27 protein-coding genes, 1 pseudogene and 2 riboswitches are annotated in these 25648 nt (G+C 65.0%); of the genes and pseudogenes, 14 read left to right on the top strand and 14 right to left on the bottom strand.

Features of this window, described 5'->3' with window-relative positions; all coding sequences use genetic code 11:
• Positions 1–9: 9 nt before the first annotated feature.
• The 3 genes from ABNU97_RS01535 to ABNU97_RS01525 all read left to right on the top strand — a co-directional run bounded on the left by ABNU97_RS01535 (position 10) and on the right by ABNU97_RS01525 (position 2624).
• Complete coding sequence (locus ABNU97_RS01535; protein ID WP_348764985.1) at positions 10–486, top strand: RimK/LysX family protein; 477 nt, start codon at positions 10–12, stop codon at positions 484–486.
• A gap of 5 nt (positions 487–491) precedes the next feature.
• The gene (gene rimK, locus ABNU97_RS01530; protein ID WP_348764984.1) at positions 492–1397 is read left to right on the top strand and encodes a 30S ribosomal protein S6--L-glutamate ligase; all 906 of its coding nucleotides are present in this window, start codon (positions 492–494) and stop codon (positions 1395–1397) included.
• Positions 1398–1529: 132 nt separating this feature from the next.
• Positions 1530–2624 (top strand): succinylglutamate desuccinylase/aspartoacylase family protein, encoded by a 1095-nt coding sequence (locus ABNU97_RS01525; protein WP_348764983.1) that lies wholly within the window; start codon positions 1530–1532, stop codon positions 2622–2624.
• A 21-nt stretch (positions 2625–2645) separates the two neighbouring features.
• Here the strand turns inward: ABNU97_RS01525 and ABNU97_RS01520 are convergent, their stop codons facing one another.
• Complete coding sequence (locus ABNU97_RS01520) at positions 2646–3251, bottom strand: LysE family translocator (protein ID WP_348764982.1); 606 nt, start codon at positions 3249–3251, stop codon at positions 2646–2648.
• Positions 3252–3417: 166 nt separating this feature from the next.
• On the opposite strand from ABNU97_RS01520, the gene ABNU97_RS01515 reads away from it, so the two are divergent.
• Positions 3418–4800: a PLP-dependent aminotransferase family protein gene (locus tag ABNU97_RS01515; RefSeq protein ID WP_348764981.1), complete on the top strand. Its 1383-nt coding sequence runs from the start codon at positions 3418–3420 to the stop codon at positions 4798–4800.
• A 39-nt stretch (positions 4801–4839) separates the two neighbouring features.
• Here ABNU97_RS01515 and ABNU97_RS01510 read toward each other — a convergent pair whose 3' ends face one another.
• From ABNU97_RS01510 to argE, 13 genes are all read right to left on the bottom strand, one after another.
• On the bottom strand, positions 4840–5802 hold the full coding sequence (locus ABNU97_RS01510; RefSeq protein WP_348764980.1) for an aspartate carbamoyltransferase catalytic subunit: 963 nt from the start codon (positions 5800–5802) through the stop codon (positions 4840–4842).
• A complete protein-coding gene (locus ABNU97_RS01505) occupies positions 5799–6251 on the bottom strand; it encodes an ACT domain-containing protein (protein ID WP_348764979.1) in 453 nt (150 codons plus the stop codon). Before ABNU97_RS01505 ends, ABNU97_RS01510 begins: the two co-directional genes overlap by 4 nt.
• The gene (pyrR, locus tag ABNU97_RS01500) at positions 6248–6760 is read right to left on the bottom strand and encodes a bifunctional pyr operon transcriptional regulator/uracil phosphoribosyltransferase PyrR (RefSeq protein WP_348764978.1); all 513 of its coding nucleotides are present in this window, start codon (positions 6758–6760) and stop codon (positions 6248–6250) included. Before pyrR ends, ABNU97_RS01505 begins: the two co-directional genes overlap by 4 nt.
• Positions 6761–6805: 45 nt before the next feature.
• Positions 6806–7255, bottom strand: coding sequence for a Holliday junction resolvase RuvX (gene ruvX, locus ABNU97_RS01495; RefSeq protein WP_348764977.1), 450 nt, complete (start codon positions 7253–7255; stop codon positions 6806–6808).
• Positions 7256–7272: 17 nt separating this feature from the next.
• Entirely contained in the window at positions 7273–7827 is a 555-nt protein-coding gene (locus tag ABNU97_RS01490) for a YqgE/AlgH family protein (protein WP_348764976.1), read from the bottom strand.
• Between the two features lie 489 nt (positions 7828–8316).
• On the bottom strand, positions 8317–9069 hold the full coding sequence (locus ABNU97_RS01485) for a TonB family protein (RefSeq protein ID WP_348764975.1): 753 nt from the start codon (positions 9067–9069) through the stop codon (positions 8317–8319).
• A gap of 7 nt (positions 9070–9076) precedes the next feature.
• Positions 9077–10027, bottom strand: a complete 951-nt coding sequence (gshB, locus tag ABNU97_RS01480) for a glutathione synthase (protein ID WP_348764974.1) — start codon at positions 10025–10027, stop codon at positions 9077–9079.
• 432 nt (positions 10028–10459) lie between these two features.
• Positions 10460–10957: a hypothetical protein gene (locus ABNU97_RS01475; RefSeq protein ID WP_348764973.1), complete on the bottom strand. Its 498-nt coding sequence runs from the start codon at positions 10955–10957 to the stop codon at positions 10460–10462.
• 192 nt (positions 10958–11149) lie between these two features.
• Positions 11150–12322 (bottom strand): MFS transporter, encoded by a 1173-nt coding sequence (locus ABNU97_RS01470; RefSeq protein WP_348764972.1) that lies wholly within the window; start codon positions 12320–12322, stop codon positions 11150–11152.
• Complete coding sequence (locus tag ABNU97_RS01465; RefSeq protein WP_348764971.1) at positions 12319–12846, bottom strand: helix-turn-helix domain-containing protein; 528 nt, start codon at positions 12844–12846, stop codon at positions 12319–12321. Before ABNU97_RS01465 ends, ABNU97_RS01470 begins: the two co-directional genes overlap by 4 nt.
• Before the next feature lie 230 nt (positions 12847–13076).
• Entirely contained in the window at positions 13077–13826 is a 750-nt protein-coding gene (locus tag ABNU97_RS01460; RefSeq protein WP_348764970.1) for a 16S rRNA (uracil(1498)-N(3))-methyltransferase, read from the bottom strand.
• Positions 13823–15193, bottom strand: a complete 1371-nt coding sequence (gene argA / locus ABNU97_RS01455; protein ID WP_348764969.1) for an amino-acid N-acetyltransferase — start codon at positions 15191–15193, stop codon at positions 13823–13825. Before argA ends, ABNU97_RS01460 begins: the two co-directional genes overlap by 4 nt.
• A gap of 24 nt (positions 15194–15217) precedes the next feature.
• Positions 15218–16393 carry an acetylornithine deacetylase gene (gene argE / locus ABNU97_RS01450; protein WP_348764968.1) on the bottom strand — a complete coding sequence of 392 codons (1176 nt, stop codon included), beginning with the start codon at positions 16391–16393 and terminating at the stop codon, positions 15218–15220.
• 155 nt (positions 16394–16548) lie between these two features.
• Here argE and ABNU97_RS01445 point away from each other — a divergent pair, with 155 nt between their 5' ends.
• From ABNU97_RS01445 to ABNU97_RS01400, 10 genes and pseudogenes are all read left to right on the top strand, one after another.
• Positions 16549–16905: a hypothetical protein gene (locus ABNU97_RS01445; protein ID WP_348764967.1), complete on the top strand. Its 357-nt coding sequence runs from the start codon at positions 16549–16551 to the stop codon at positions 16903–16905.
• 20 nt (positions 16906–16925) lie between these two features.
• On the top strand, positions 16926–18152 hold the full coding sequence (locus ABNU97_RS01440; protein ID WP_348764966.1) for a JDVT-CTERM domain-containing protein: 1227 nt from the start codon (positions 16926–16928) through the stop codon (positions 18150–18152).
• 58 nt (positions 18153–18210) lie between these two features.
• Positions 18211–18585 carry a JDVT-CTERM system glutamic-type intramembrane protease gene (gene mrtJ, locus ABNU97_RS01435; RefSeq protein WP_348764965.1) on the top strand — a complete coding sequence of 125 codons (375 nt, stop codon included), beginning with the start codon at positions 18211–18213 and terminating at the stop codon, positions 18583–18585.
• A 134-nt stretch (positions 18586–18719) separates the two neighbouring features.
• Entirely contained in the window at positions 18720–19277 is a 558-nt protein-coding gene (locus ABNU97_RS01430; protein WP_348764964.1) for a UPF0149 family protein, read from the top strand.
• Positions 19278–19332: 55 nt separating this feature from the next.
• Positions 19333–20682: a Xaa-Pro aminopeptidase gene (gene pepP, locus ABNU97_RS01425; RefSeq protein ID WP_348764963.1), complete on the top strand. Its 1350-nt coding sequence runs from the start codon at positions 19333–19335 to the stop codon at positions 20680–20682.
• Positions 20679–21911, top strand: coding sequence for a 2-octaprenyl-6-methoxyphenyl hydroxylase (ubiH, locus tag ABNU97_RS01420; RefSeq protein WP_348764962.1), 1233 nt, complete (start codon positions 20679–20681; stop codon positions 21909–21911). Before pepP ends, ubiH begins: the two co-directional genes overlap by 4 nt.
• Entirely contained in the window at positions 21908–23113 is a 1206-nt protein-coding gene (locus tag ABNU97_RS01415; protein WP_348764961.1) for a UbiH/UbiF/VisC/COQ6 family ubiquinone biosynthesis hydroxylase, read from the top strand. Before ubiH ends, ABNU97_RS01415 begins: the two co-directional genes overlap by 4 nt.
• Positions 23114–23203: 90 nt before the next feature.
• Positions 23204–23296: riboswitch (glycine riboswitch) on the top strand.
• Positions 23297–23315: 19 nt separating this feature from the next.
• Positions 23316–23398: riboswitch (glycine riboswitch) on the top strand.
• Between the two features lie 54 nt (positions 23399–23452).
• Positions 23453–24562: a glycine cleavage system aminomethyltransferase GcvT gene (gene gcvT / locus ABNU97_RS01410; protein ID WP_348764960.1), complete on the top strand. Its 1110-nt coding sequence runs from the start codon at positions 23453–23455 to the stop codon at positions 24560–24562.
• Between the two features lie 73 nt (positions 24563–24635).
• A complete protein-coding gene (gene gcvH / locus ABNU97_RS01405; RefSeq protein ID WP_348764959.1) occupies positions 24636–25031 on the top strand; it encodes a glycine cleavage system protein GcvH in 396 nt (131 codons plus the stop codon).
• A gap of 73 nt (positions 25032–25104) precedes the next feature.
• A pseudogene (locus tag ABNU97_RS01400) lies at positions 25105–25648 on the top strand (glycine dehydrogenase); the annotation flags it as partial.

Genomic DNA, 25648 nt, shown 5'->3' with positions numbered 1-25648 from the left:
GGATGGTGGATGAGTTCGCAACCGCCCAACACGGGCGCCGCGTCCGAAAGCGAAGACAAGGCCGTGATCGGCTGGCGCGAATGGGTCAGCCTGCCCGAGCTGGGCATTGACTGGATCAAGGCCAAGATCGATACCGGCGCCCGCACCTCGGCACTGCATACCTTCCAGCTCGATGTGGGCCACGAGCATGGTGCCAAGCTCGCGCGTTTTGGCGTGCATCCGTTTCAGCGCGATAGCGACACGATTACCTGGTGCAGCGCGTCGGTGGTGGACGAGCGCAGCGTGCGCGACTCCGGCGGCCACCAGGAATGGCGGTTCGTCATTGAAACGCCGGTGCGCATGGCACAGCGCGAGTGGCCAATCGAGATTACATTGACCGCGCGCGATACAATGTTGTTCCGCATGCTGCTCGGTCGAACGGCCATGCGCTATCTTCGGGTCGACCCCCTCGCTTCCTTTATCACCGGCCGGCCGCCGGAAGGCTGATCGCTATGCAAATTGCAATAATGTCGCGTAACCGCAACCTCTATTCCACGCGTCGTCTGATCGAGGCCTGCAAGTCGCGCGGTCACGAGGTCACGGTGATCGACCCGCTGCGCTGCTATATGAACATCGTTCCGCATGCGCCGGAAATTCATTACAAGGGCAAGCGCCTGGAAGGCTTCGACGCGGTCATCCCGCGTATCGGTGCCTCGATTACGTTCTATGCGACAGCGGTGCTACGCCAGTTCGAGATGATCGGCGTCTATCCGCTCAACGAATCCGTGGCGATTTCACGCTCGCGCGACAAGCTGCGCTCCATGCAGCTGCTGTGTCGCAAGGGTATTGGCCTGCCGGTGACCGGTTTTGCGCATTCCCCGGACGACACCGACGATCTGCTTGAGCTTGTGGGCGGCAATCAGTACGTGATCAAGCTCACCGAAGGCACCCAGGGCAAGGGCGTGGTGCTCACCGAAACCCGCGGTGCGGCGGAGTCGGTCATCGACGCCTTTCGTGGCCTGGATGCGCACTTTCTGGTGCAGGAGTTCGTCAAGGAAGCCAAGGGCGCGGATGTGCGCTGTTTCGTGATCGGCGACAAGGTCGTGGCGTCGATGAAACGCCAGGGCAAGGAAGGCGAGTTTCGCTCCAACCTGCATCGCGGCGGTTCCGCGTCGGTGATCAAGATCACCCCGGAAGAGCGTTCGACCGCGGTGCGCGCCGCCAAGATCATGGGCCTCAACGTGGCCGGTGTGGACCTGCTGCGTTCGAACCACGGTCCGGTGGTCATGGAGGTCAATTCCTCCCCCGGGCTGGAAGGCATCGAGACGGCCACGGGCAAGGATGTGGCCGGCCAGATCATCGGCTTTATCGAAACCTACTCCAAACGCGGCAAGACCCGTACTCGCGGCGGCGGCTGATTATCGCCCTGCTGCGAGCCGCGATATAGAAAACGGCAGCGTTCTCGGCGCTGCCGTTTTTCGATGGGCGTCGACAACTGCTGAAAATTTCGGCTGCCGGGTGCCGAATCAATAGGAATATCGAGCCTGCGTATGAGCGACGACAACAAAAAACAAACCGCTGCCGACGAGTATCGCGCCTTCGACGCACTTGAAATTGGCGGTCAGACCATCGAAGCCGGTACGCGAACGACGATCGATCTGCCGGTGACCGATCTCTATACCCACGCCAAGCTCACCATGCCCGTCAACGTCATCCGGGGTCGGCGCCCGGGGCCAACGCTGTTCGTTTCGGCCGCGGTACACGGCGACGAACTCAACGGTGTGGAAATCATCCGACGACTGCTCAAGCTGCGCGGACTCAAACAGATTCGCGGCACGCTGATCGCCGTGCCGATCGTCAACGTACACGGCTTTTTGCGCCACTCGCGCTACCTGCCGGATCGGCGTGATCTCAACCGTTCGTTCCCGGGCTCGGCCAAGGGGTCGGTGGCCTCGCGCCTGGCCAAGGTCTTCGTCGACGAGATTCTGGCCAAGGCCGACTACGGCATCGATCTACACACCGGGGCCATCCATCGCGCCAATCTGCCGCAGATTCGGGCCGATCTGTCCAACGACGAAACCCGCCGGCTGGCCGAGGCCTTTGGCTGCCCGTTGCTCATCGATGCCAGCCTGCGTGAAGGCTCGCTGCGTGAGCACGCCAACGAAAAGGGCGTGCCTCTGCTGCTCTACGAGGCGGGCGAGGCGTTGCGCTTCGACGAGTTTTCCATTCGTGCCGGCGTACGCGGCATTTCCGGCGTGATGCGCGAACTGGGTATGCTGCCCATGCGCGGCAAACGCGCGCCGCACAAATCGGTGGTTGCCCTCGATTCCAACTGGGAGCGTGCCCCGGAGTCCGGCATTCTGCGTTCGCTGGTCGAGCTCGGCGAGTACGTCAGCAAGGACCAGGTTCTGGCCTATATTGCCGACCCGTTCGGCGAAACCGAAGTGGCCGTGACCTCGGAGCACCCCGGCATCGTGATCGGGCGCTCCTACCTGCCGCTGGCCCATGCCGGCGACGCTCTGTACCACGTCGCCCGCGTCAAGGGCGCCCAGAAGCTGGCCAGCCGGGTCGAGGCCTACCAGTCCGACAATGAACCGGACGGTTTCGACGACCGCGGCGAATCGGGCGAGCCGCCGATCGTATAGCAGCCCGCCAGCACACCGTACCTAGTCGCTGAAGATCAGCACCACGCAGGCCGCGGTCAGCGCCCCCATAAGCGCGTTGAACACCCGCCACGACCGGGGCGAGCGCAGCCGCGCGCCCAGCGTACGACCGAACAACGCCCAGAAGGACACGCAGGGAAAGGCAACGGCTTCCATGAGCAGCGCCAGCAACAGGGCGTTAACCATCAGCGAGCCCTCGGCGGGTAGGAATGAAGCCGTCAGCGTCAGTCCCATGATCCAGGCCTTGGGGTTGGCGAACTGAAAGGCGGCGGCCTCCCACGCGTTGAGCGGCCGCGCGGAATGCGTCGTATCTAGATTCGGCGGGGGCGCCGTGGCGATACGCCAGGCCAGATAGAGCAGATAGGCGCTGCCGGCGAGCCGCAATACCCATTGCACGCTTTCGTAGCGTTCGAATACGGCGCCCAGCCCCAGCGCGATAGCCATGAACAGCACTACGCAGCCGCCGAGGATGCCGGCGATATGGGGCAGTGTACGGAGATAGCCATAGCGCGCGCCCGAGGCGGTCAGCATCAGGTTGTTCGGCCCCGGCGTGCCGGACATGGCCACGCTGAACAGGGCGATCGATAGCAGTCCGTTGAACGTGGTCATGACTTGGGTCGGAGGTGACGTCCGGCGACATGCCGGCGAAACGTATTGCGCGTGAACATGATTTCTGCTTAATTGTATGGGTACAAAGTAGCGGTTCGGTCCGATTTGTGTCGCTTATTCGAACTTTATAACGCATGGGATTAGCGTCAATGTTTTTATTGTCACCATGACAATTTGGGTGCCCGTGCTAACCGGCGAGGGGCCACGCTACCGCCAGGTCGCCGATGCCATCGTGGCCGCCATCGGCGCCGGTGAATTGGCGGAGGCCGAGAAGCTGCCGCCCCAGCGCCGATTGGCCCATGCGCTGGGGGTCACCACCGGCACCATTACGCGTGCGTACGCCGAAGTGGAGCGGCGTGGCTTCGTGCAGGCCCGTGTAGGCAGCGGTACGTATGTGTGCGCCTCGGTGCCGGACACATTCACGCACGTTCGACCCGAGGGTGATGCCGGGCAAGTCGATCTGTCGCTGTCCCTGCCGCCACCCTGTGACTTGCGCGCGCAGGGGCTGGGTCGTGCCATGGCCGCGCTGCAGATCGACGTATCGGCGCTCACGCATGCCATGGACTATCAGCCCGAAGGCGGATTGGATATGCACCGTCGCGTCTATGCACGATGGCTCACGCAGCTGGGCCTGCCCATGGCCGCCGATGAGCTGCTCATCGACCAGGGTGGCATGAACGGGATCTTTCTGAGCCTGTCGACCCTGCTCGCGCCGGGCGAACGCCTGGCCGCCGAGATGCTCACCTATCCCGGCCTCATCAGCGTTGCCCAGCAGCTGGGCATACGCACGGTCGCGGTCGAGCACGACGAACAGGGCATCGATATCGACGCGCTGGCCATGCGCCACGAACGCCAGCCCTTCGCGGCGTTGTATGTCATGCCCGAGCATCAGAATCCGACCACCGTGGCCCTGTCGGAGTCGCGCCGTCAGGCGCTCGTAGCGCTCGCCCGCGAACGCGATTTCTGGCTGATAGAGGACGGCGTTCAATACATCCGCGAGCGGGCGACGCCGCTTTATCAAATCGCGCCCGAGCGTACGGTCTATCTGTTTTCGGTAGCCAAGATGCTCGGTGGCGGCATGCGATCGGGCGTCATTCGCGTACCGGCGACGTTACGCTCGCGCATGGCCGCAGCACTGCGTAACCAAAGCTGGATGCCGCCGCCGCTGATCGCCAGCCTGGTCTGTCGCTGGATCGAGAGCGGCGATGCCGATCGCCTATTGGACTGGCAGTGCGAGGAAATGGCCGCGCGCCATGCGCTGGTCGAAAGGTATCTGTCCGGCTATAAATACAGCGGCCGGGCGGACGGTTTTTATATCTGGCTTCGTTTGCCGGCCGGTCGGCGCGCGAACGGGTTTGTCGATGAGCTGGCCGAAAGCGGGGTACGCGTGACGCCCGCGGAGCCGTTCTGCGTGGGCAGCGAGCCGGCGCCACAAGCGATTCGTATCTGTATTAGCGCAGCAAGCGATCGCGAGGCACTGGAACGGGCCCTGGCCACGATTCGCGAGCGGCTGGACTCGCCGGGCCCGGCCGTGTGGCGCACGCTCTAAGTCGCCTGGTCAGACCGTCGCCAACCGCCCTCGAAGGGGTCAGCGCGCGTTGCGGTTGCCGGCGATGATCGCCATCACCGCCATGCGGATCGCAATGCCGTTGGTCACCTGTTCCAGAATCACCGACTGCTGGCCGTAGGCAATATCGGCGTTGATTTCCACGCCGCGGTTGATGGGGCCGGGGTGCATGATCAGTGCGTCGTTTTTCGCATGGGCGAGATTGGCCGCGGTCAGGCCGAACTGCTGGTGGTAATCCTCGACTCCGGCCAGGGCATCGCCCTCGATACGCTCGCGCTGGATGCGCAGCCCCATGACCACATCGGCATTGGCCAGGCCGTGCGCGATATCGCCGCTGGCCGCTACGCCGAGCGCATCGGCGTCCGCCGGCAGGAAGTGCGTCGGGCCGACCACGCGAATATCGGTGGTGCCGAGCGTGCGCAGCGCATGAATGGTGGAGTGGGCCACCCGCGAGTGGCGTACGTCGCCCACGATCGCCACACGCAGGTTGGCGAAATCGGGGCGGTGGCGACGAATGGTGAAGACGTCGAGCAGCGCCTGGGTAGGGTGGGCATGGCTGCCGTCGCCGGCGTTGATGATGGCGACGTGGTTGGCGGCATGGGCGGCAAAACGCGCGGCCGCGCCGTTTTCCGGATGACGAATGGCAAAGATGTCCGCGCCCATGGCCTGCAGGGTATAGAGCGTGTCGAGATCGTCCTCGCCCTTGGAGCGCGAGGAATGGGCCACGTCCATATTGATCACGTCGGCGGACAGGCGCTTGGCCGCCAGCTCGAACGTGGTACGCGTACGCGTGGAGTTCTCGAAGAACAGGTTGAACACCGTCTTGCCGCGCAGCAGCGGCACCTTCTTCGGCGATGTGCCGGGCGCCGGTACGAACGTCTCGGCGGTGTCCAGAATCTGTTCGATCAGGGGGCGCGGCAGGCCTTCGGTGGTGATCAGATGGCGCAGACCGCCGTTGGAATCGAGCTGAATATCCGGGCTCATGAACGGGCTCCGTCGTTTAAACCAGCGGCGGATCGGCGCTGCAGTGCCTCAAGCAGGGCCATCGCCTGATCGGCCTGATCCAGCGGCACGAACAGATGATCGTGGCGCGTGCCGGCCACGACGTTGCAGGCGATATCCGCCTCGGCAAGCACGTCGGCCACGGCAGCGGTCAGGCCGACCGCGGCCAGCGACGAGTACACCTTGAGGGTGATCCAGCAGCAGCGCAGCTCGCTGAGGCAGGCCGTGGGCGGTACGGCCGATTCCTGTGCCACGATCGAGATGCCCTCGGGTTCGTGCATGAAACACAGCACTCGCTCGAAGTCGATATCGTCGATACGGGCGGCGCTTGCGAATCGATAGACGCCGGCCTGGCGCTCGGGGCGTAGCCCGCTCAAAAGCCGGGCGAGATCGCGTTCGCCGTCGTCGCGGCCGCGCTGCGCCGGGCTCACTGCATGATCAGACGCAGCGGCTCGGGGCCGGTGAGTTTGATGCGTTCGCCCTTGGCGATATCCAGCTGCAGGCCGACCGCGTCCGGCGCGAAGGGCAGCTCACGCGCACCGCGATCGACCAGCACGGCGAGTTTCACCGCGGCAGGGCGACCGTAGTCGAACAGTTCGTTGAGCGCGGCCCGCACGGTCCGCCCGGTATAAAGCACGTCGTCGACCAGGATCACCGTCTTGCCGTCGATATCGGCATCGATACGCGAGGGCCCCACGCTGGGGTGCAGGCCGATGGTAGAGAAATCGTCTCGATAGAAACTGATGTTGAGCGTGCCCAGCGGTGCGGCGAGCGCGAAATGGGCATGCAGTCGTTCGGCGAGCCAGGCACCGCCGGTTTCTACACCAATCATCACCGCGTCGGGATCGGCCGCAACCACCGGCGCCAGCGCCGATTCGAGTGCGGCAAGCGCGGCATCGACATCGAAGGTCTTGGACGGAGAAGTATCAGTTGGCGTCATGGCGTGGCTCTTGGTTCGGGTAGCGGTCAATCGGAAACACGCGAATCATGATGCCCCGCCGTTGGCGAGCCAGCCTTCGAGGATGACCTGGGCGGCCATGGAGTCGGAATCGCCCTTGGCCAGGCGCTTACCGCGGCTACCGCTGGCACGCGCGGTACGCAGGCGTTCCATGGCCTCTATGGTGGAAAAACGCTCGTCCATGGCGTGCACGGGAATATCGAAATGCTCGCCGAGCTGGCGCATGAACTCTTGTGCGTTTTCGGTCATGGGCTGGCTGGAGCCGTCGTTCGCCAGGGGCAGGCCGACCACCAGCCCGCCCGGGCGCCATTCGGCCACGATACGGGTGAGCCCCTGCCAGTCCGGGCCGCCGCCGGCGTTGCTGTAGTGCAGCGTGGTCAACGCCTGGGCATTACCGGTAATGGCATTGCCCACGGCCACACCGATGCGCTTGGTGCCGAAATCGAAGCCCAGCAATACGTTTGCGTCACCGGCCATGGGCGTGCTCCGTGATGCTAGGCATGGCCGACCAGGCCCGATAGCTGATGGGCTTCCAGGCCAAGCAGGCGCGCCGCTGCGGCCCAGCGCGTCTCCACCGGCGTGGAAAATATTATCGGGTCGCTGGCCGGTGTATTCAGCCAGCTGTTGGCCAGCATTTCGTCTTCGAGCTGGCCCGCGCCCCAACCGGCATAGCCGAGGGTGATCAGATACTCGCTGGGCCCGAAGCCGTTGCCGATGGCTTCCAGCACGTCGCGCGAGGTGGTCAGGGCCAGGCCGCCGCCCACCTTGAGGGTGGATTCCCAGTGGCCCTCGTCGCGATGCAGTACGAAGCCGCGCTCGGTCTGTACCGGGCCGCCCCAGTAGACCGGCTGCTTGGCCGGCACTTGGGCTTCGATGTCCATATGCGCGAGCATGTCGTGCACGGACAGATCGCTGGGTTTGTTGATCACCAGCCCCATGGCGCCATCGTCGTTGTGCTCGGCGATGAAGGTCACGCTATCGGCGAAATCGCCGCCGACACGGCCCGGCATGGCGAGCAGGAACTGGTTACGGAATATTCCATGTGTCATGGCGTCATTATCCGCCGAGCGTTCGCATACGGGCAAATGATTGCCCGCGTGATTATTCATCCGGCCCGAAAATAGCTTATTTCATGGACAGGTTTCGGGTTGATAACGCGTGTTCGCGAAAGCACGCGCGCCACGGCGAACGGCCGTGAAGGCCCTGGAAGAAACGACGGACAGGTGCCGGCGTTCGACCCGGTCAGCTGCTTTGATGGCGGGCTAGGGCGTGTCGTCGAGAGATAGGCCACCGCCGCATCGGCGACCAGGCCGCGACCAGACAAGGCATCGCGAGTGGCCCGTGGTTATTCCACGTTAGCGAGCCAACCCATGAACCATAACGCCGGATTGCCGTGGCTTGGGCGCCGACCGATCGTTATTCGTTGGGAATTGCCCGTTGCGGACGCGCCATACGTCGTTGCGGGCCTTGACCGTGGGCCCGCCACGCTCGGCGGCCCGCGTCTTGCCTGACACGCCTATAGCCAGTGCCGATAGACCCTAATCGTTGCTGCTGATCTCGTTCGAGTTGCCTGCCTCGAAAAGCCAGTCGTAGGCGAAGCTCAGTTCGTTGGTGAGCGCCTTGAGCGGCTCGGCAAAAGGCGGATAGGGCGCCGCCCCGCGCACGATCGCAAGCGCAGCGTTGTCGAGCGCGTTGTTGCCGGAAGAACGCAGTACGCGCACGGCAAGCAACGTGCCGTCGGCTCGTACGCGCACGGCCATGGTCAAGCGTCGCGGCCGCGCGGCGTCCAGCAGATCGGCCGGATAGCGACGGCTGCCACGCGCCTCGATTCGTTCCTGCCAGAGCTCGAGATAAGCTGCCCGTGCATCCTGTGCGGCCGCCGAGATCTGGGCAGGGCGGGGCTTGCGGATGATCTCGATCGCGGCGTTGGGTGTGGCGGGCGTCTCCGGGATTGGCTCTTGCGGCCTTGGTTCGGGTTCCGCGACCGCCACGAAGCGGGTCAGGGTGCGGTCGCCGGGAGGCTGAAAACGCGTATGCGGCGGGGTTTGCGAGGGCGTATTGGCCAGCTGTGCCTGTTGCGAAGCGCGGTCGTCGCCCTGCTGGTTCTGGCTCGCGCGGATCGACGTATCCGGCGCGTTTGCAGCCGCATCGGCCACGCTACGCGTGGCCGAAAGCAGGCGGGCGTCGTCCGGGTCGGCCTGCGAGGAACGGCTCGACCAGCCCAGCAGCAGCGCATGCACGATCAGCGCGATCGCCAGGGAAAAACAAAACCGCGCGCGAACGCTGGACATGCCGGTATCAGGCCAGCCGTCGCTCGATCGCGTCGAACAGTTTTGCGGCGATATTGATGCCGAACTGCTTGTCCAGCTCGCGTACGCAGGTAGGACTTGTCACGTTGATTTCGGTGAGCTTGTCGCCGATCACGTCCAGGCCCACGAACAACAGGCCTTTTTCGCGCACATAGGGGCCGATCTCCTCGGCGATCGCCCGGTCGGCATCGGTGAGCGGCCGCCCCACGCCGCGCCCGCCGGCGGCCAGGTTGCCGCGCAGTTCGCCTTCCGCCGGCACGCGTGCCAGCGCGTAGTCCACCGGCACGCCGTCGACCACCAGAATGCGCTTGTCGCCTTCCTTGATGGCCGGCAGATAGGCCTGGGCCATGGCATAGCGGCTGCCGTGCTCGGTAAGCACTTCCAGCACCACGGAAATATTGTCGTCCCCGGTCTTGACCCGGAAGATGCGCGAGCCGCCCATGCCATCAAGCGGTTTGATCACCGCGTCGCCATGCTCGGCGATGAAGCGCTTGAAGTCGGCGCTGCGGCGGGCAACAAGCGTGGGCGCGGTCAGGTGGGCAAACCGGTTGATCGACATCTTTTCGTTGACGTCGCGCAGCGCATCGCAGCGATTGACCACCAGCGTGCCTTCGTTCTCGGCCAGCTCAAGAATATAGGTGGCATAGATGTATTCGGTATCGAACGGCGGATCCTTGCGCATGAGGATGGTATCGAGATCGGCCAGGGGCAGAATCTCGGACTCGCCGGTGAAGCGATACCAGTCGTCGTTGTCGTCGAACACTTCCAGACGGCGTCCCGTGCCGTAGCCCACGCCGTCGCGTACGAACAGGTCGGACATCTCGAAATACACGATCTCGTAATCGCGTCGCATTGCCTCGAGCAACAGGGCGAGGGTTGTGTCCTTGTAAGGGGTGATATCCGCGATGGGATCCATCACGACGCCGAGACGGGTGGCCATGCCGCAGCTCCTGATACGGGACGCGGATTGCCGCGCCCCAGCGATTGTCGAATAAGCGCGCATGGTAGCGCAGGCGTGCCGTGCCTGGCTTTCGTTCAGGCAAGCTGAAGTCGCCGCGTTTTCTGCGAACGCATGACTGCGATTGGTCAGTACGGCTTCGTTCTTGAAGGCAACCGCAGATCACGCAGATTTGAGGGATTGAAGAATGGGGCGTGTTCGGCCCCTATGCTCGCTTCCAACATCGTGCACGTCGACGTTGTACGAAACGGCCTGTCACGGAATCTGTGTAGATCTGCGAAATCTTGGGATCCTGTCTTGTCTGGAAAGACGAGACTGGCCGCAAGGGAATCTGCGTTTCCTGTTGGCGGATCGTTAGGCCTTAGTCAAACGGGGCCAATGCGGCCGCCGCCGGGCTTTTGCCCGGCTATGCGCTCAGGCGGCGGCCTGGAGTTTGGCCGGTGTCTGTCCGGACAGCTGCGCGACGATCTGCTGCAGGCGGCGTGTGGAAAACACTTCCACCCGGTAACTGCGGATGTACTCGGCGAGCGCCGGGCCATACACGAGATTGGGCGGCCGCTCGATCGGCAGACTGCCGACGGTAACGAGTACCGGGCTGACGAAGCTGCGGTTTTCCTCGAGCAATTCGGCCACTTCGCGGGCCTGCTGCTCGCAACGATCGACGGGATTATCGTCGTTGGCGGCGTTCGGCATGGGTCGCTCGGGCCAGTCGGTGGAACCCAGGTCGTGGGCGATGCTCGCATCGAGCGGTTCGATGATGAACAAGCCGCGGGTGCTCACCACCACCAGCCCCAGATGTATCAGCGCGCTCGGGGTCTGGACCGCCAGATTACGCAGCACGATATAGCGGCGTGAACGCAGCATCCACCACCACGCGAGCGTGGCGCGCAGACGCGACAAACGCACAACCATCGACGCATAATCGCGACGAATCAAAAATCCGAGAGAAATCAGCGCTTTCACGGCGACTACTTAAGGCTGATGAACGACACGCGGCGGGCGCCGAGTGGGCTTTGAGACGGTATATTACGGCGCTTGCAAGCGCTTCTGAAGTACTTGGTAAATTAAATTTTCGTGGCAGTCCGATAGCCGGATTAAATGAACTCAAAGGCGCGCTCCAAGGGGCTTGGGCGAGCCTGTCAGGCAGTCGGCGATCGCACGAAACCGGAACAGCGCGGGCGTCAGCCCCAGGCCCGCGAAAACGCATACCGCCGTCTGTAACGATGCCTGGCTCATAAGCACCCCGAACACCGGCGCGCCCGCGGTCTGGCCGACGGCGATCGTGAGAAACCCGACCATCAGGCCGGTACCGGGCCGGTCGGGCAGTGTCGTGGTACCCCAGATGAGATAGACGCCGGCAAGCATGACGTAGGCTGCGCCGAACAGCGCGCCGCCGAAGAGCGTGAAGGTGGGCGTGGTGAACGCCAGTCCGGTCATGGCTATACCGGCCACGAGCGCCACCAGGAACAATCGATGTACGGTATTGATGCCCAGGCGCGCGACCATCCAACCGGCGGCCGCGCCCAGAATGCCGGCCGCGCCGATCGCGATCCACAGCATGCCGGTCAGCCGAGTCGACCAGTCGAGCCGTGCCTGTGCGATCTCGCCGCCAAACGACCAGAGCGCGGTGCTGGAGGCGCCCATGAGAAACGACGCCGCGACCAGCCGTAGCAGGTTGGCGTGCAACGGCGGCATACCCAGCCCGTCGATACGACCGTTTTTCGAGCCGTCGGCCGGCAAGGCCAGGTACGAGGCGACCCCCAGCGCGGCGGCCGTGGCGGCGAAAATCATGAAAACGAGGCGCCACTGCTCACCGAGTCCCAGCGCGAACGGCCCCGACAGCGCCACGCCGGCGCTGGTGCCGGCGTTGATGATCGTGTTGGTGAGATCGCGACGCGCCGGGGCCACCGCATACGACACCGCGTCGGCCAATGGCGGCGAGGCCAGGCCGGTGCTGGCGCCGGCAAGAATTACGAATACCGCCAGCCATACCGGCGATGTACAAAGCGCGATGCCGAGCAGCCCGGCCGCGGCCACGGTCGCGGCGGCGACCGCGACGACGCGCGCGCCGAAACGCTCCGAGCAGCGGGCCGAAACGATGATGGCGACACAGTAGGCGGCAAAGGCGCCGCCGGATATGACGCCGGCCAGGCTGGTGGACAGCCCAAGGTCGCTACGGATCTCGGGCAGGAACAGGCCGAAGGCGAAGCGGGCAAAGCCGTAGCAGACCGCGATCAGCCCGAAGCCGGTCGCGCCGATACGAAGCGCGGGCGTCATGGCCGGGTCCGTGCGTTCACCAGCTGGCAGGCACAGCTGCGTGCGGCATCGATTACCGCCGCGCCGCGGTAGGTGGCAGCCGTGGTTGCGCCTTCGAACAGCGCCAGAATCTGATCGGCCAGTTGTGTATCCGCCTGGCCGGTTTCGCGCACGACCAGTTCGGCGATGTGTTCGATCAACTGCTGATGGTAGGCGGCGACCTCGGCGGCGATCTCGGGTATGTCGCCGCCGGTTTCGGCTTCGGCCCGGAAAAACAGGCAGCCGCGTATGCCCTCTGCGGCAAACCATTCGGCCAGCGAGTCGAACAGCGCGGTCGTCGTGCTGAAATCGGTGTGCTCGAAGAAACGGCGGTGGCGTTCGGACAGTACCCGCGCCATCAACGCATTCTTGTTGCCCGCATGCTTGTAGACGGTTCGGCTCGAAAGCCGTGCTTCGCGAACCAGTTTGCCCATGCCCGTGGCATTGAAACCGTTGCGATCGAACAGGCGTTCTGCAGCCGCCAGCAGCTGTTGGTCAATATCCATGAGCCCAAGGTAAAACGATCGTTTTACCTGCGTCAGCCGCGTGGGCGTGGCGCGGCGGTCGCTGCATGATCCGCTTTCGCGCGCAGACCGCGGATGGCCGATCGGCCGGCATGCAACGCAGGTCGGTTCGGCAACCGCGGGCGCAAGTCGTAGCGGCCGCGAATGAATGTCTGGAAAGCGGCAGGAATATGGGCGCGGCGTGCTGGCCGCCGCCGGGCCGGGCGGCGTGCCTAGCCGGCCAGATCGCCCCAGAGCGACTGCAGCGCGGCGAGTGCCGCCATGCCCGCGGTTTCGGTACGCAGCACGCGCGGACCGAGGGTGATGGGCTGCCAGCCGGCGGCTTCGGCGCTGGAGATTTCGGCCTCGGACAGGCCCGATTCGGGGCCGATGAGCAGCGTCGTGCGCGTGTTTTTCGCCAGCGCGGTCAGGCCGGTGGTGGCGGTAGGGGCGAGCATCAGTCGCAGGCCGTCGGTATGCGCGTCTTCATCGAGTGTCTGTGCCAGGTGGGTGGCGGGATGAAGCGGCGGGCATACGAGCCGGCCGCTCTGTTCGGCTGCGGATTCGACCACCGCCTGCCAGTGCGCCTGTTTCTTGGCCAGCCGGTCGCCTTCAAGCTTGACCTTGCCGCGTTCGGTAAACACAGGGCGGATGGCGGTCACGCCCAGCTCCACGGCCTTGGCCAGGGCAAAGTCCATGCGATCGCCGCGGGCGATGGCCTGATAGAGGGTGATCGACAGCGACGATTCGCGCTCTGGCGAATGCTGGGTTTCCACGGCGAGCGTCATGCGCTTGCGCTCGGCCTGGACGATACGCGCGCCGTATTCATGACCGTCGCCGTTGAACAGCGTGACCGGGGCGTCCGCGCCCAGGCGCAGAACGGTGGCCAGGTGATGACGCTTGGCGTCGGCCAGTTCGATCGCCTCGCCGACCGCCAAAGGGCTCTCGACGAATACCCGCGGAACGTGGGCCCGGCGACTCATGCCAGCTCCTTGATCAGCACCGCCGAGTTGCGCTGGTAGTTGTAGAGCGCGCGCTTGGCCAACGGCAGTGCACCCAGGTCGGCCGGGGCAAAGCCGTGTTCGACGAACCAGTGCGGTGTTTTGGTGGTGAGCACGAAGATACGTGCCAAACCGGCGGCGCGCGCCCGGCGTTCGACCTCCACCAATAGACGTTCGGCCCGGTCCTGGCCGCGATAGTCCGGATGTACGGCCACGCAGGCCAGCTCGCCCACACTTTCCTCGGCATAGGGCATGAGCGAACAGCAGGCGGTGATCAGGCCGTCGCGTTCGAGCACCACGTAATGGCCGATATCCAGCTCGATCTGTTCGCGCGAACGCGCCACGAGAATACCCGCCTCGGCCAGAGGCTCGATGAGCGCGAGCACGCCGCCGAGATCATCGGCGGTCGCGGTGCGGGTGATGTCGTAGGTGTCGGCGGCGATCATGGTGCCGGCGCCGTCGCGCGAATACAGCTCGCTGAGCAGGGCGCCGTCGGTATCGAAGCTCACCAGATGGGCGCGCGCCACGCCGGCCTGACACGCGTTGATCGCGGCCTGCAGGCGAGCCCGATCGGCGGCCTGTAACGGCGCGGATTCGGTCGCCAGCAGCCGGCGTGCGGTCTGGATATCCAGCTCTGCCGGCGTATCGGCAAAGCGTTCGTGCAGGGACGCGCCCGGGTGCAGCACGACGAACTTGTCGGCGGCCAGCGCCGTGGCGGTCGCGGTGGCGACCTCTTCGGCATACAGGTTGAAGATTTCGCCGGACGGCGAATAGCCCACACAGGACATCAACACGATGGTGCCGCGCTCCAGATGCGCGTTGATGCTGGCCACGTCGATACGCCGGACTTCGCCGGTATGGCCATGATCGATACCGCCGGCGATGCCTACCGGACGGGCCGTGACCAGATTGCCGCTGGCAGTCACGATGCGGGCGCCGCCCATGGGCGTGCTCGCCAGACTGGTCGACAACAGCGCTTCCATATCCATTTGCAGGCTGCCGACCGCGCGTTTCACGCAGGCAAGTGCGGCGCTGTCGGTCACGCGTACGCCGTCGACGAAGCGGGTCGAAAGACCGGCATCGGCCAGCGCGGCATCGATCTGCGGGCGCGCGCCGAACACGATGACCAGCCGTACGCCCAGGCTGGCGAGCAGCGCGATGTCGTATACCAGATCGGCAAAGGCCGGGGATGCTGCGGCCTCGCCCGGCACATGGATAACGAACGTACGCCCGCGATGGGCATGCACATAGGGCGCGCTCGCACGCAGCGAGGCGACCATGTCGGGATGGCGCGGTTCGGCGTTGCCCGCGGGGGCGAGCGGCTGCGAGGCAGTGTGCGTCTGGTTCATCCGAATATTATGCGGGTGTCGCGGCTAGCGGGCGAGGCAGAAGCGCTCGATGAGCCCGTGCAGGATGCGCTGCATCGGCGCGACGCGTTCGACGGCCAGATATTCGTTGGGCTGATGCGCCTGGGCGATATCGCCCGGGCCGAGCACTACGCTGTCCATGCCCATGGCGTTGTAGAACGAACCTTCGGTACCGAAATCCACGGCGGCTGCGGCCTGTCCGGACAACTCCTCGCAGGCGGTGACGATCGGCGAGTCGCCGGCGGTCTCGAACGCCGGCGTGCCGGTGAACAGCTCACGGAAATGAATCGTGCAGTCGCTGTCGGCGAGCGCGTCGGCCACGCGTTCATGCAGTTCGGCGCGCAGTCCGTCGCTGGTCATGCCGGGCAGAAAACGCAGGTCCATATCGAGTCGGCAGCGGGCCGGAATGCGATTGGCGTTGTCGCCGCCCGAGATCGCGCCCAGGTTGAGAGTGGCATGGGGGACGGGGAAACCGGCGATGCGCTGGCGCTCGACCAGTTCGTCGCGCAGGGCGCGAATCGCGGTGAGCGCGCGATACATGCCCTCAATGGCGTTGGCGCCGAGGGCAGGATTGCTGGAATGCCCGGAGGCACCGTGCACCTCCAGCGTTTCCATGAAAATACCCTTGTGCTGGCGAATCGGCACCAGATTGGTGGGCTCGCCGATCACGCAGTAGCGGCCCGGCCGCTGGCCGTTTTCGCGGTGCGCGTCGAGCAGGGCCCGGGCGCCGTCCATGCCGCATTCCTCGTCGGCCGATACCAGCAGGCTCACGGGTGCGGACAATTTTTCGGCCGCGTATTCGCTGGCCACGGCGGCGGCGATCGCGATAAAGCCTTTCATGTCGCAGCTGCCCAGGCCGTAGAGCTTGCCGTCGCGCTCGGTGAGGCTAAAGGGGTCGCTGTGCCAGCCGTTATCGTCATAGGGCACGGTATCGATATGGCCGGCGAACACCAGTCCGTGCTCGCTGGCTTGCTCGGCCGTGCCCAGGCGCGCGACCAGGTTCACCTTGTCGTCGCGCTCAGGCATGGGCGTGATCGTGCAGGCAAAACCGGCCTGTTCGAGTGCGTCGGCCAGGTCTTCGACGGCGGCGCGATTGCCGCAGTCTAGGCTCGGGTTGTCGCTGCTGATGGTGCGATGCCCGATCAGCGTGGCCAGGGTTTGTTGCCAGTCGAGTACTGTCATATTCGGTTTGTATGGTCGGCCTGCGCCGGCCTGTATATCGTCGGAACACCGCATGGTATACCCGCGGTTCGAAACTTGATGAAGTCGAGTGGCGTAAGCCAGGTCGACTATCCACGTATGAGGGTCATGCAACCATGACGAAACCAATGCGATTGTTGAAAACACCGGTAGTGGCATGGCTGCTTGCCGCCAGCCTCGGCGTGGCCGGTTCGACGGCCGTGTTCGCGGCCGAGCAGAAGATCTTCATCGACCCGGAAAGCGGCGAAATCGTCGCGCCGCCGGCGGAAAAGCGGGAAGCCCCGAAACCGGGTGAGGCCGCCCAGAAGACGCGCGCCCCGGCGCCGAAGGCCTGGACCAACAGCGAAGGCGCACAGATGTTGACCCCCCGTTTTGAATCCGCGCCGCGCACGCGCGCGGTGCGTTGTGCGGACGGCAGTCTGCATATGGGCCACGTTGGCCACGACGAAGCCAGCGATGGCACGGAGGCGTTATGCGCTACGCACGATCGTTAGCCGGAGCCACAACGCTCGGCATGGCCCTGCTGTTCGGCACGGCCTCGACCGCCAGCGCCGCCGACATGGTGCTGGTCGTCAACGACGGCCCCGACAGCGGCTTCAACGACCCCACGCCGGTCGCACCGGAAGGTGGCAATAACGGCGCCACGCTGGGACAGCAGCGCCGCATCGCTTTCCAGTACGCCGCCGATATCCTGGGCAGCCGAATTGACAGCAGGGTTCCGATTCGCATCGTCGCCGACTTCGACGAGACGTTGAGCTGCGACCCAGAGAGCGCGACCTTGGGCGCGGCCGGGCCGATAAGCTACGTCGCCAATTTCACCACGACCAGCCGCGCGCGAAGCAACGTCTTCTATCCGCTGGCGCTGGCGAACGCCCTGCGTGGTTCGCGGGTGCCGGATACGGCAAACGATATCCGTGCCACGTTCAATCCGACTCTCGACGAGGGCACCGGTTGCCTGAAGGGTGCCAGCTGGTACTACGGCATCAACGGCGTAACGCCCAGCGACCGCCCGAGCTTCGTAAGCACGGTAGAACACGAACTCACGCACGGCGTGGGCTTCATATCGCTGGTCGCGCTCATCGACAACGCCAACTCGCGAGCCGGGCAGTTTCCGCAGACCAGCGACGGCGGCGCACGCTTGCCCGATATTTACAGCACCTTCATCCAGGATCTGTCCTTCCCCGGCGACCCGCTCTGGACCGAGCTCACCGACGAGCAGCGTGCCCAGTCCTTGACCAACAGCGAAAACGTGGTCTGGAGCGATATCAATACCGGCAGCCGCGCGGCCAGTATTCTCACCGACGGTCTTAAGGAGGGCCGGGTGATGCTGTATGCGCCGTCGCCTGTCAGTCCCGGCAGCTCGATCTCGCACTGGGACGAGTCGCTTTCTCCGGACCAGATCATGGAGCCTTTTGCCACCGGCAACGACAATGTCGCCAGCGGCATCGGTCTGACCACCTGCGTGCTTGAAGACATCGGTTGGACGCTGGCTAACGGCGCGCGTTGCCCGGACGAGGCCGATCAGGCCATCGCCGAGCCTGACGACGACACCGAGGAAGAACCTGCCGAACCCGTCACCGAACCGGTGGTGAGCACGGGTGGTTCTTCAAGTTCGGACAGCAGCAGCGGCAGCAGCGGCGGCGGCTGTACGCTGACCGGCGAAGGTCGTTTCGACCCGCTCTGGGTCCTGCTGCTCGCAGCGGCCGCGGTTGGGGTGGGTCGCCGTCGTCGGCTCGTCTGAGCCGACACCGCGATCCCCCTGGGGCGACCCGGTTTATGCGGCGGCGCTTGTCGCCGCCGTGCCCGCTCTCTGGCTGATCACGCTCGCCACGCCAGCGCAGTTTCTACTGCGCTGGCCGGGCACACAGGTCTTCGTCTTGGCGGTCGTCGTACTGCCCCTGCTCGAAGAAATAGTGTTTCGGCTCGGCGTGCACGACTGGCTGCGTGGCCGTATGCGCAGGCGCTGGGGGCCGCTGAGCGCGGCCAATCTCCTGACTGCCGTGCTGTTTGCCGGCGCGCATCTGTTGGCCCATCCGCCGGCCTGGGCGCTGGCGACTTTTTTCCCCGCGCTCGTATTCGGCGTGCTCTGGGAACGGCATGCCAGGCTCTGGTCGCCGGCGAGCGTGCATGCCTTCTATAACCTCATCTATTTCTGCTGCCTGGGCGTTGTTTAGAGGCCGGGGGCTGATACGAGGGCGGCGCCCCAGCCCGGCCAAGGTCCGGCCAAGCACAGTCGCCCACGAACTTCGATGCGCCGGGTCAATAGTCGGCTTTGCTACCATGGCGTATTGCAAAAAAGCAGCGCGACATGAGCCAAGGCAACAGCCAGAACAACATCTTCGATGCCCTCCAGATAGGCCTGACCCAGGCCGAGTCGGTACAGACGCCGGGCGAGGTGCACGGCACGCTCACCGGCATGCTCTGTGTCGATAACGAAATCAGCGGCGCGCGCGCGGTCGAAGACGTCAAGAACGACAAGATCGAAGGCGCGCTGGACGCGCTGCGCGAGATGACCCTGGAAGGCCTGTTCGATCCGGACCTGAGTTTTCAGCCACTGCTGCCGGCCGACGATGTCGATCTGGAACGGCGCGTGCAGGCGCTCGCACGCTGGTGTGCCGGTTTTCTCTATGGCCTGAGCGCCGACGGCAGCTTCGATATCAACAACCTCTCCGGCGAAGTCCGCGAGGTGGTCAACGACCTCACCGAGCTGTCGCGCGCGGGCCTGACCGCCGAAGACGCGGACAACGAATCGGCCGAAGCCGACTATGCCGAGCTGGTGGAATACGTGCGGGTCGGCGTACAGATGGTCTTCCTCGAGCTTCAGCCCGGGCGCGAAGGGCCCACGCGGCGCGAGTCGCTGCACTAGCAATCGCGATGACGGGTTCGGTTTGTTTTCTTGAAAGGCTTGGACGAGGGATCGGATGAGAGACCAATCGCATCTGCAGCACAGCGACGAGCCGGCGATTCATGCAGCCCGTCGTGCGCGCATCGCGGATATCGTGGGCCCGGATGGCGTGGCGATGATCGCGGCCACCCCCGAGCGCAACCGCAATAACGATGTCGATTATCCCTATCGGCCGAACAGCGATTTTCGCTATCTGACCGGCTTCTGCGAGCCCGAGGCGATCGCGGTGATCGCGCCCGGCTTCGAGGCCGGGGATTACATCCTGTTCTGTCGTGCCCGCAACGCCGATCAGGAGGTCTGGATCGGCCGGCGGGCCGGTCCGGACGGCGCCATGGCCGACTACGGCGCCGATCAGGCCTTTGCCATCCACGAATTCGAGGATTGGCTCGCGCGTCTGCTGGACGGCCGTCGCAGGCTCTATCTGTCTTTCGGCACGCATCCCGAATTCGAGCAGAGCGTGCTCGATCAGCTCGGCGGTATGCGCAGCCAGGGGCGGGGCGGCGTGCCGCCGCGCGAAATCGTGGCCCTCGACGGCCTGCTCCACGACATGCGCCTGCGCAAGTCCGAACACGAAGTCGCACTCATGCGCCAGGCGGCTGCCACCTCGGCGCGTGCGCACAGCGCGGCCATGCAGGCGGTACGTCCCGGCATGTACGAGTATCAGCTCGCCGCCGTGCTGCATTACACCTTCGAAAGCGACGGCATGCACTGGGCCTATCCGAGCATTGTCGGGGCGGGCGAGAACGCCTGCGTGCTGCACTACATCGAAAACAGCGCGCCCATGGCCGACGGCGACCTGGTGTTGATCGATGCCGGCGCCGAATATCGCGGCTATGCCGGCGATATCACCCGCACCTTTCCGGTGAACGGGCGTTTTTCCGATGCCCAGCGCGAGCTTTACGACATCGTGCTCGCGGCCAACCGGGCCGCGATCGAGGCCGCCCGACCCGGCCAGCCGATGAACGCCGTCCACCAGGCGGCGCTAAGAGTGCTGGTGGCGGGGCTGATTGATGTCGGCCTGCTCGAAGGTACGGTCGACGAGGTCATCGCCGCCGAAAGCTACCGCGCCTATTTCATGCACGGCACCAGCCACTGGCTGGGCATGGACGTCCACGACGTGGGCGACTATAAAGTGGATGGAGAATGGCGCCTGCTCGAACCCGGCATGGCGCTGACCGTGGAGCCCGGACTGTATGTCCGGGGCCAGGACAACCCGTCGTCGCGCTTTGCGGATATCGGTATCCGGGTCGAGGACGATATCGTCATCACCGAAACCGGCTGTGAAGTGCTCACGGCCGACGTGCCCAAGGACGCCGACGAGATCGAGGCATTGATGGCCAAACCCTATCGGAGCGAAACCCCGTGAGCGGCGAGTACGACATTGCCGTAGTGGGCGGTGGCCTGGCCGGCGCGACGTTTGCCTGCGCGCTGGCCGATACCGGGCTGAAAATCGCGCTGGTCGAGGCCGTGGCCTTCGATGCGCCGGCCGACGAGAACATGAAAGCGCGCACCACCGCGATCGCGGCCGGTACCCGGGGGATGTTCGAGGCGCTGGATCTGTGGGCCGATATCGCCCACGACGCCGCGCCCATCAAACGATTGCACGTATCCCAAAAGGGCCGTTTCGGCAGCGTGCGGGTGAATGCCGCCGACTACGATCTGCCGGCACTGGGCTATGTGTTGCCCAACCTCACCATGATCGAGGCGCTGCGCGCCCGGCTGGCGCAGATGAGCCAGGTGGATGTGATTGCCCCGGCACGCTTCAAATCGCTCACCCGCGACGCCGCGGGCGAACGCATCGAACTGACCTGTGCGGTCGGCGACGGCGAAAGCCGGACATTGAGTACCCGCCTGCTGGTCGGCGCCGACGGCGCGCAATCCTCGGTACGCGGCGCGCTGGGTATCGGCGCGCGCACCGACGATTATCAGCAGCGTGCCATCGTTACCTTCGTAGAGCCCGAACGCGCCCACGGCGGCTGTGCCTACGAGCGCTTCACCCCGGACGGGCCGGTGGCCCTGCTGCCCTGTACACGGGCCAGCTGTGCCGCGGTATGGACGCTGCCCAGCGAACGCGCCGAGCAGATGTGCGCGGTCAGCGATGACGAATTCATCGACGGCCTGCAGGCGGCCTTCGGCCAGCGTCTGGGCCAGCTCAAGCTGGCCGGGCCGCGCGGCAGCTATCCGCTGGCGCGGGTGCTGTGCGACCGGGCCGCGGTCGATCGCGCCGTGCTTATCGGCAATGCCGGCCATGCCCTGCATCCGGCGGCCGCCCAGGGGTTCAATCTGGCGATTCGCGATGCGCTGCTGCTGGCCGCGATGCTGCGCGAGCGCCTCGCCGCCAATCCCGATTTCGATCCCGGCGACGGCGATCTGTTGGCCGCCTGGGCCGAGGCTCGGCGCCCGGACCAGCATCGCGTGGCCAATTTCACCGACGCCATCGTGCGCCTGTTTTCCAACCGTATTCCCATGCTCGACCATGCCCGCGGCGCGGGTTTGTTCGGTCTGTCGCTGATGCCGTCGATTCGCGACGACATGGCCCGGCGCAGCATGGGGCTGGCCCTGGCCCCGGCGCGTATTCGCAAGGCAAGCTCATGAGTAGTCACAATCCGCGTTATGACGTGGCCATCGTCGGCGGCGGCATGGTCGGTGCCGTGCTCGCGGTGGCGCTGTCGCGTGCCGATTTCTCGGTGGCACTGGTCGAAGCCAAACGCCCGCCGCGTTTCGATACCAGCCAGGACTACGGGCTGCGCGTGTCGGCGATTGCGCCAGGCACGCGGCGCGTACTCGAGAATCTCGACCTGTGGGCCTCGGTCGAGCGCCGGCGCTGCTGCGCGTTCACCGGCATGAAGGTCTGGGAGGCCGGCGGCGCCAGCGAGCTGTTTCTCGAACATACCGCGGTGGGGCTGCCCGAGCTCGGGCATATCGTCGAAAACAACCTGATCGTCGACAGCGCGTGGCAGGCGCTCACCGATGTCGATATCTACTGCCCGGCGAAGATGGAAAGCCTGGCCTTCGACCCGGATGCCGCCCGACTGCGTCTCGACGACGGAACGACCGTGAGCGCGGCGCTCGTGGTTGGCGCGGAAGGCGCGAATTCCCCGGTGCGGGCAGCGGCCGGCATAGAAACCACGGGCTGGTCGTACGGCCAGCGTTGTACCGTCGGTACGGTCACCCCGGCGCGGCATCATCGCCATATCGCCTGGCAGCGCTTTACCGAAACCGGGCCGGTGGCGTTTCTGCCGCTTTCGGACGGTCGTTGCTCGCTCGCCTGGCACGCCGACGATGCGCTCGCCGCGGAGCTTGCCGAACTCGACGACGAGACGTTTCGTGCACGCCTGAGCGAAGCCAGCGGGCATGTGCTGGGTGAAATCGAGCATATGGATCGGCGGGCGTCCTTCCCGCTCAAGCTCCAGCATGCCCGCGAATATTGTCGTCCGCGGGTGGCGCTGGCCGGCGATGCCGCGCATGTGGTGCACCCGATGGCGGGTCAGGGGGTCAACCTTGGCCTTCTCGACGTGGCGGGCATGGTCGAAGCGCTCGAAGCCGGGCGCGCGGCCGGTCGCGATGCCGGCGACATGACCTACCTGCGCCGCTATCAGCGTGCGCGCATGGCCGAGAACCTGATGATGTTGGGCATCACCGACGCCTTCAAACGCGTCTATGGCAGCGCCAACCCCTTGCTGCGCAACCTGCGCCAGAGCGCGATCGCGGCGGCAGCGAACCTTGCCCCGGTTCGCCAGATCATGATTCACCATGCGGTGGGTCTGTCCGACAACGGCCCGCGGCTGCTGCAATAACGCAAAACGCCTGTATTTTGCAGTGAAAAGCGGTTCCGGGGCCGACGCTTGGCCTGTATGGATCGCGCCGGTATAGTCGAGGCCACGGTCAATAACCGCGTGGGAGAGAACGGGCCATCGCCCGTCACCGAAGGCGCAAATTTCCGCCCGGAAACGCTCAGGTACCCGAACCACGCGCGCGCCGGCGTCATGACGCGCCGGCTTGATCGACTCTGGAGAGCAGTCGTGTGAACCACGGCTCACCGAAGGGGCGAATCTCTCAGGTGCCAGGACAGAGGGGCGGCAGGCGAAAGCCCGGGCCGGCCCGTATTCTGTTGATTCATCTGCAAAGAGATTGTCATGGCCAAACGCACCCCGCTCTATGACGCACATGTCGCCGACGGCGCCAAGCTTGTGGATTTCGCCGGCTGGGACATGCCGATCGACTACGGCTCCCAGATCTCCGAACACAACGCCGTACGCGAGAGCGTGGGCATGTTCGACGTGTCGCATATGGCCGTCGTCGATATCCGCGGTCGAGAGTCGCGCGAATTCCTGCGCTGGCTGCTGGCCAATGACGTGGCCAAGATCGACGAGGCCGGGCGCGCGCTCTATACCTGCATGCTCAACACCCGCGGCGGCGTGATCGACGATCTCATCGTCTATCACCTGAGTGACGATCTGTATCGCGTCGTGGTCAATGCAGCGACCACGGAAAAGGATCTGGCCTGGATCGGCAGTCAGGCCCGCGATTACGACGTGTCGATCGAGCACCGCCAGGATCTGGCCATTATCGCCGTGCAGGGCCCGCGCGGGCGCGACATCGCCGCCGAGCTGTTCGACGACGATTTGAAGGCCGCTGCGCTCAAGCTAAAGCCGTTTCGCGTGGTCGCGCAGGATGATCGCTCGATCGGGCGCACCGGCTATACCGGCGAAGACGGTTTCGAGCTCGTACTACCGGCCGACGAGGCCGTGAACGCATGGAAGACGCTGCGCGACAAGGGCGTAGCGCCCATCGGCCTGGGCGCGCGCGACACGCTGCGCCTGGAAGCGGGCCTGAATCTTTATGGCCAGGATATGGACGAAGACCGCACCCCGCTGGAATCGGGCCTGGCCTGGACCGTGGCCTTCAAGCCCGAAGAGCGCGATTTTGTTGGCCGCTCGGCGCTGGAGCACATGCGCGCACAGGGCGTCGACCAAAAGCTGGTTGGGCTGGTGCTGGAAGGGCGTGGCGTGATGCGCAGCAAGACCGCGGTGCGTGCCGTCGACAGCGATGTCGAGGAAGAACATGCCGAGGGCAAAATCACCAGCGGCAGCTATGCGCCGACGTTGTCGTGCTCGGTCGCGCTCGCCCGAGTGCCCGCCGATTGGGAACACAGCGTCGAAGTGTGTTTGCGCGGCAAGTGGCAGCCTGCGCGCATCGTTCGCTATCCGTTCGTGCGTAATGGCGAGAGCCGCCTCGACGACTGAGCGTTTTTCTCAGTAGCCTTTAATCCACCGAACCATCGCGCGCACCGCGCCAACCTGCTGCAAGGGGAGCCCCATGAGCGAAGTACCCAAGGATCTGTCCTATACCAAGACCCACGAATGGATCGACTACGACGGCGACGGCACCTGCACGGTCGGCATCACCGACTATGCGCAGTCCTCGCTCGGCGACCTGGTATTCGTCGAACTGCCCGACGCCGGTACCAAGGTGGGCGCCGGCGATGCGGTGGCCGTGGTGGAATCGGTCAAGGCGGCCTCGGATATCTATGCGCCGCTCGACGGCGAAATCGCCGAGATCAACGAACAACTCGAGGATTCGCCGGAGCTGGTCAACGAAGATCCGTTTGGCGAAGGGTGGCTGTTCAAGATGACGGTTTCCGATCCGGAACAGGTCGAGAAACTGCTCGATGCCGATGCCTACGAAGGCATCGTCGAAGAAGAGGAAGACTAGCGGTCACGGCAAGCGCCGGGGGTTTGCCTGGCGCTTGCAAGCAGCCGGCCGTATTCAAGTTCTGCGAGGACCCATGCCTTTCATTCCGCATACCGAAGACGATATCCAGTCGATGCTGGCAACGATCGGCGTCGATCACATCGACGATCTGTTTGATGAGATCGACCCCAGCCTGCGCGACGTGCGCCTGGATTCGATACCGGAACGGGCCAGCGAACAGGCCGTGACCAGGCTCATGGGCGAACGCGCGGCCCGCGATGCCGGCGGTTTGTGCTTCATCGGCGCGGGCGCTTACGAGCACCATATTCCCGCGGCGGTCTGGGAGCTGACCACCCGGGGCGAGTTCTATAGCGCTTATACGCCGTATCAGCCGGAGGCCAGCCAGGGCACGCTGCAGGTAGTCTACGAATACCAGACCATGATGACGGGCCTGACCGGCATGGACGTGGCCAACGCGTCGCTCTATGACGGCGCCTCGGCGCTGGCCGAGGCGGTGCTCATGGCGGTACGCGCCAATCGCCGCTCCAAATCGGCGCGTATCCTCATGCCGGCGAGCGTGCATCCGTTCTATCGCCAGGTCGCGCGCAATATCTGTGCGAACCAGGGCATCACCTTCG

The organism is uncultured Salinisphaera sp. (assembly GCF_964012375.1).
Taxonomy (GTDB): Bacteria; Pseudomonadota; Gammaproteobacteria; order Nevskiales; family Salinisphaeraceae; genus Salinisphaera.
This window is presented reverse-complemented; position numbering and strand designations above follow the sequence as displayed.

Bases quoted from the DNA above. Each gene is read 5' to 3' on its own strand.
- ABNU97_RS01535 (WP_348764985.1), top strand. From the start codon at position 10: ATGAGTTCGCAACCGCCCAACACGGGCGCCGCGTCCGAAAGCGAAGAC.
- rimK (WP_348764984.1), top strand. From the start codon at position 492: ATGCAAATTGCAATAATGTCGCGTAACCGCAACCTCTATTCCACGCGT.
- ABNU97_RS01525 (WP_348764983.1), top strand. From the start codon at position 1,530: ATGAGCGACGACAACAAAAAACAAACCGCTGCCGACGAGTATCGCGCC.
- ABNU97_RS01520 (WP_348764982.1), bottom strand. From the start codon at position 3,251: ATGACCACGTTCAACGGACTGCTATCGATCGCCCTGTTCAGCGTGGCC.
- ABNU97_RS01515 (WP_348764981.1), top strand. From the start codon at position 3,418: ATGACAATTTGGGTGCCCGTGCTAACCGGCGAGGGGCCACGCTACCGC.
- ABNU97_RS01510 (WP_348764980.1), bottom strand. From the start codon at position 5,802: ATGAGCCCGGATATTCAGCTCGATTCCAACGGCGGTCTGCGCCATCTG.
- pyrR (WP_348764978.1), bottom strand. From the start codon at position 6,760: ATGACGCCAACTGATACTTCTCCGTCCAAGACCTTCGATGTCGATGCC.
- ruvX (WP_348764977.1), bottom strand. From the start codon at position 7,255: ATGGCCGGTGACGCAAACGTATTGCTGGGCTTCGATTTCGGCACCAAG.
- ABNU97_RS01490 (WP_348764976.1), bottom strand. From the start codon at position 7,827: ATGACACATGGAATATTCCGTAACCAGTTCCTGCTCGCCATGCCGGGC.
- ABNU97_RS01485 (WP_348764975.1), bottom strand. From the start codon at position 9,069: ATGTCCAGCGTTCGCGCGCGGTTTTGTTTTTCCCTGGCGATCGCGCTG.
- gshB (WP_348764974.1), bottom strand. From the start codon at position 10,027: ATGGCCACCCGTCTCGGCGTCGTGATGGATCCCATCGCGGATATCACC.
- ABNU97_RS01475 (WP_348764973.1), bottom strand. From the start codon at position 10,957: ATGGTTGTGCGTTTGTCGCGTCTGCGCGCCACGCTCGCGTGGTGGTGG.
- ABNU97_RS01470 (WP_348764972.1), bottom strand. From the start codon at position 12,322: ATGACGCCCGCGCTTCGTATCGGCGCGACCGGCTTCGGGCTGATCGCG.
- ABNU97_RS01465 (WP_348764971.1), bottom strand. From the start codon at position 12,846: ATGGATATTGACCAACAGCTGCTGGCGGCTGCAGAACGCCTGTTCGAT.
- ABNU97_RS01460 (WP_348764970.1), bottom strand. From the start codon at position 13,826: ATGAGTCGCCGGGCCCACGTTCCGCGGGTATTCGTCGAGAGCCCTTTG.
- argA (WP_348764969.1), bottom strand. From the start codon at position 15,193: ATGAACCAGACGCACACTGCCTCGCAGCCGCTCGCCCCCGCGGGCAAC.
- argE (WP_348764968.1), bottom strand. From the start codon at position 16,393: ATGACAGTACTCGACTGGCAACAAACCCTGGCCACGCTGATCGGGCAT.
- ABNU97_RS01440 (WP_348764966.1), top strand. From the start codon at position 16,926: ATGGCCCTGCTGTTCGGCACGGCCTCGACCGCCAGCGCCGCCGACATG.
- ABNU97_RS01430 (WP_348764964.1), top strand. From the start codon at position 18,720: ATGAGCCAAGGCAACAGCCAGAACAACATCTTCGATGCCCTCCAGATA.
- pepP (WP_348764963.1), top strand. From the start codon at position 19,333: ATGAGAGACCAATCGCATCTGCAGCACAGCGACGAGCCGGCGATTCAT.
- ABNU97_RS01415 (WP_348764961.1), top strand. From the start codon at position 21,908: ATGAGTAGTCACAATCCGCGTTATGACGTGGCCATCGTCGGCGGCGGC.
- gcvT (WP_348764960.1), top strand. From the start codon at position 23,453: ATGGCCAAACGCACCCCGCTCTATGACGCACATGTCGCCGACGGCGCC.
- gcvH (WP_348764959.1), top strand. From the start codon at position 24,636: ATGAGCGAAGTACCCAAGGATCTGTCCTATACCAAGACCCACGAATGG.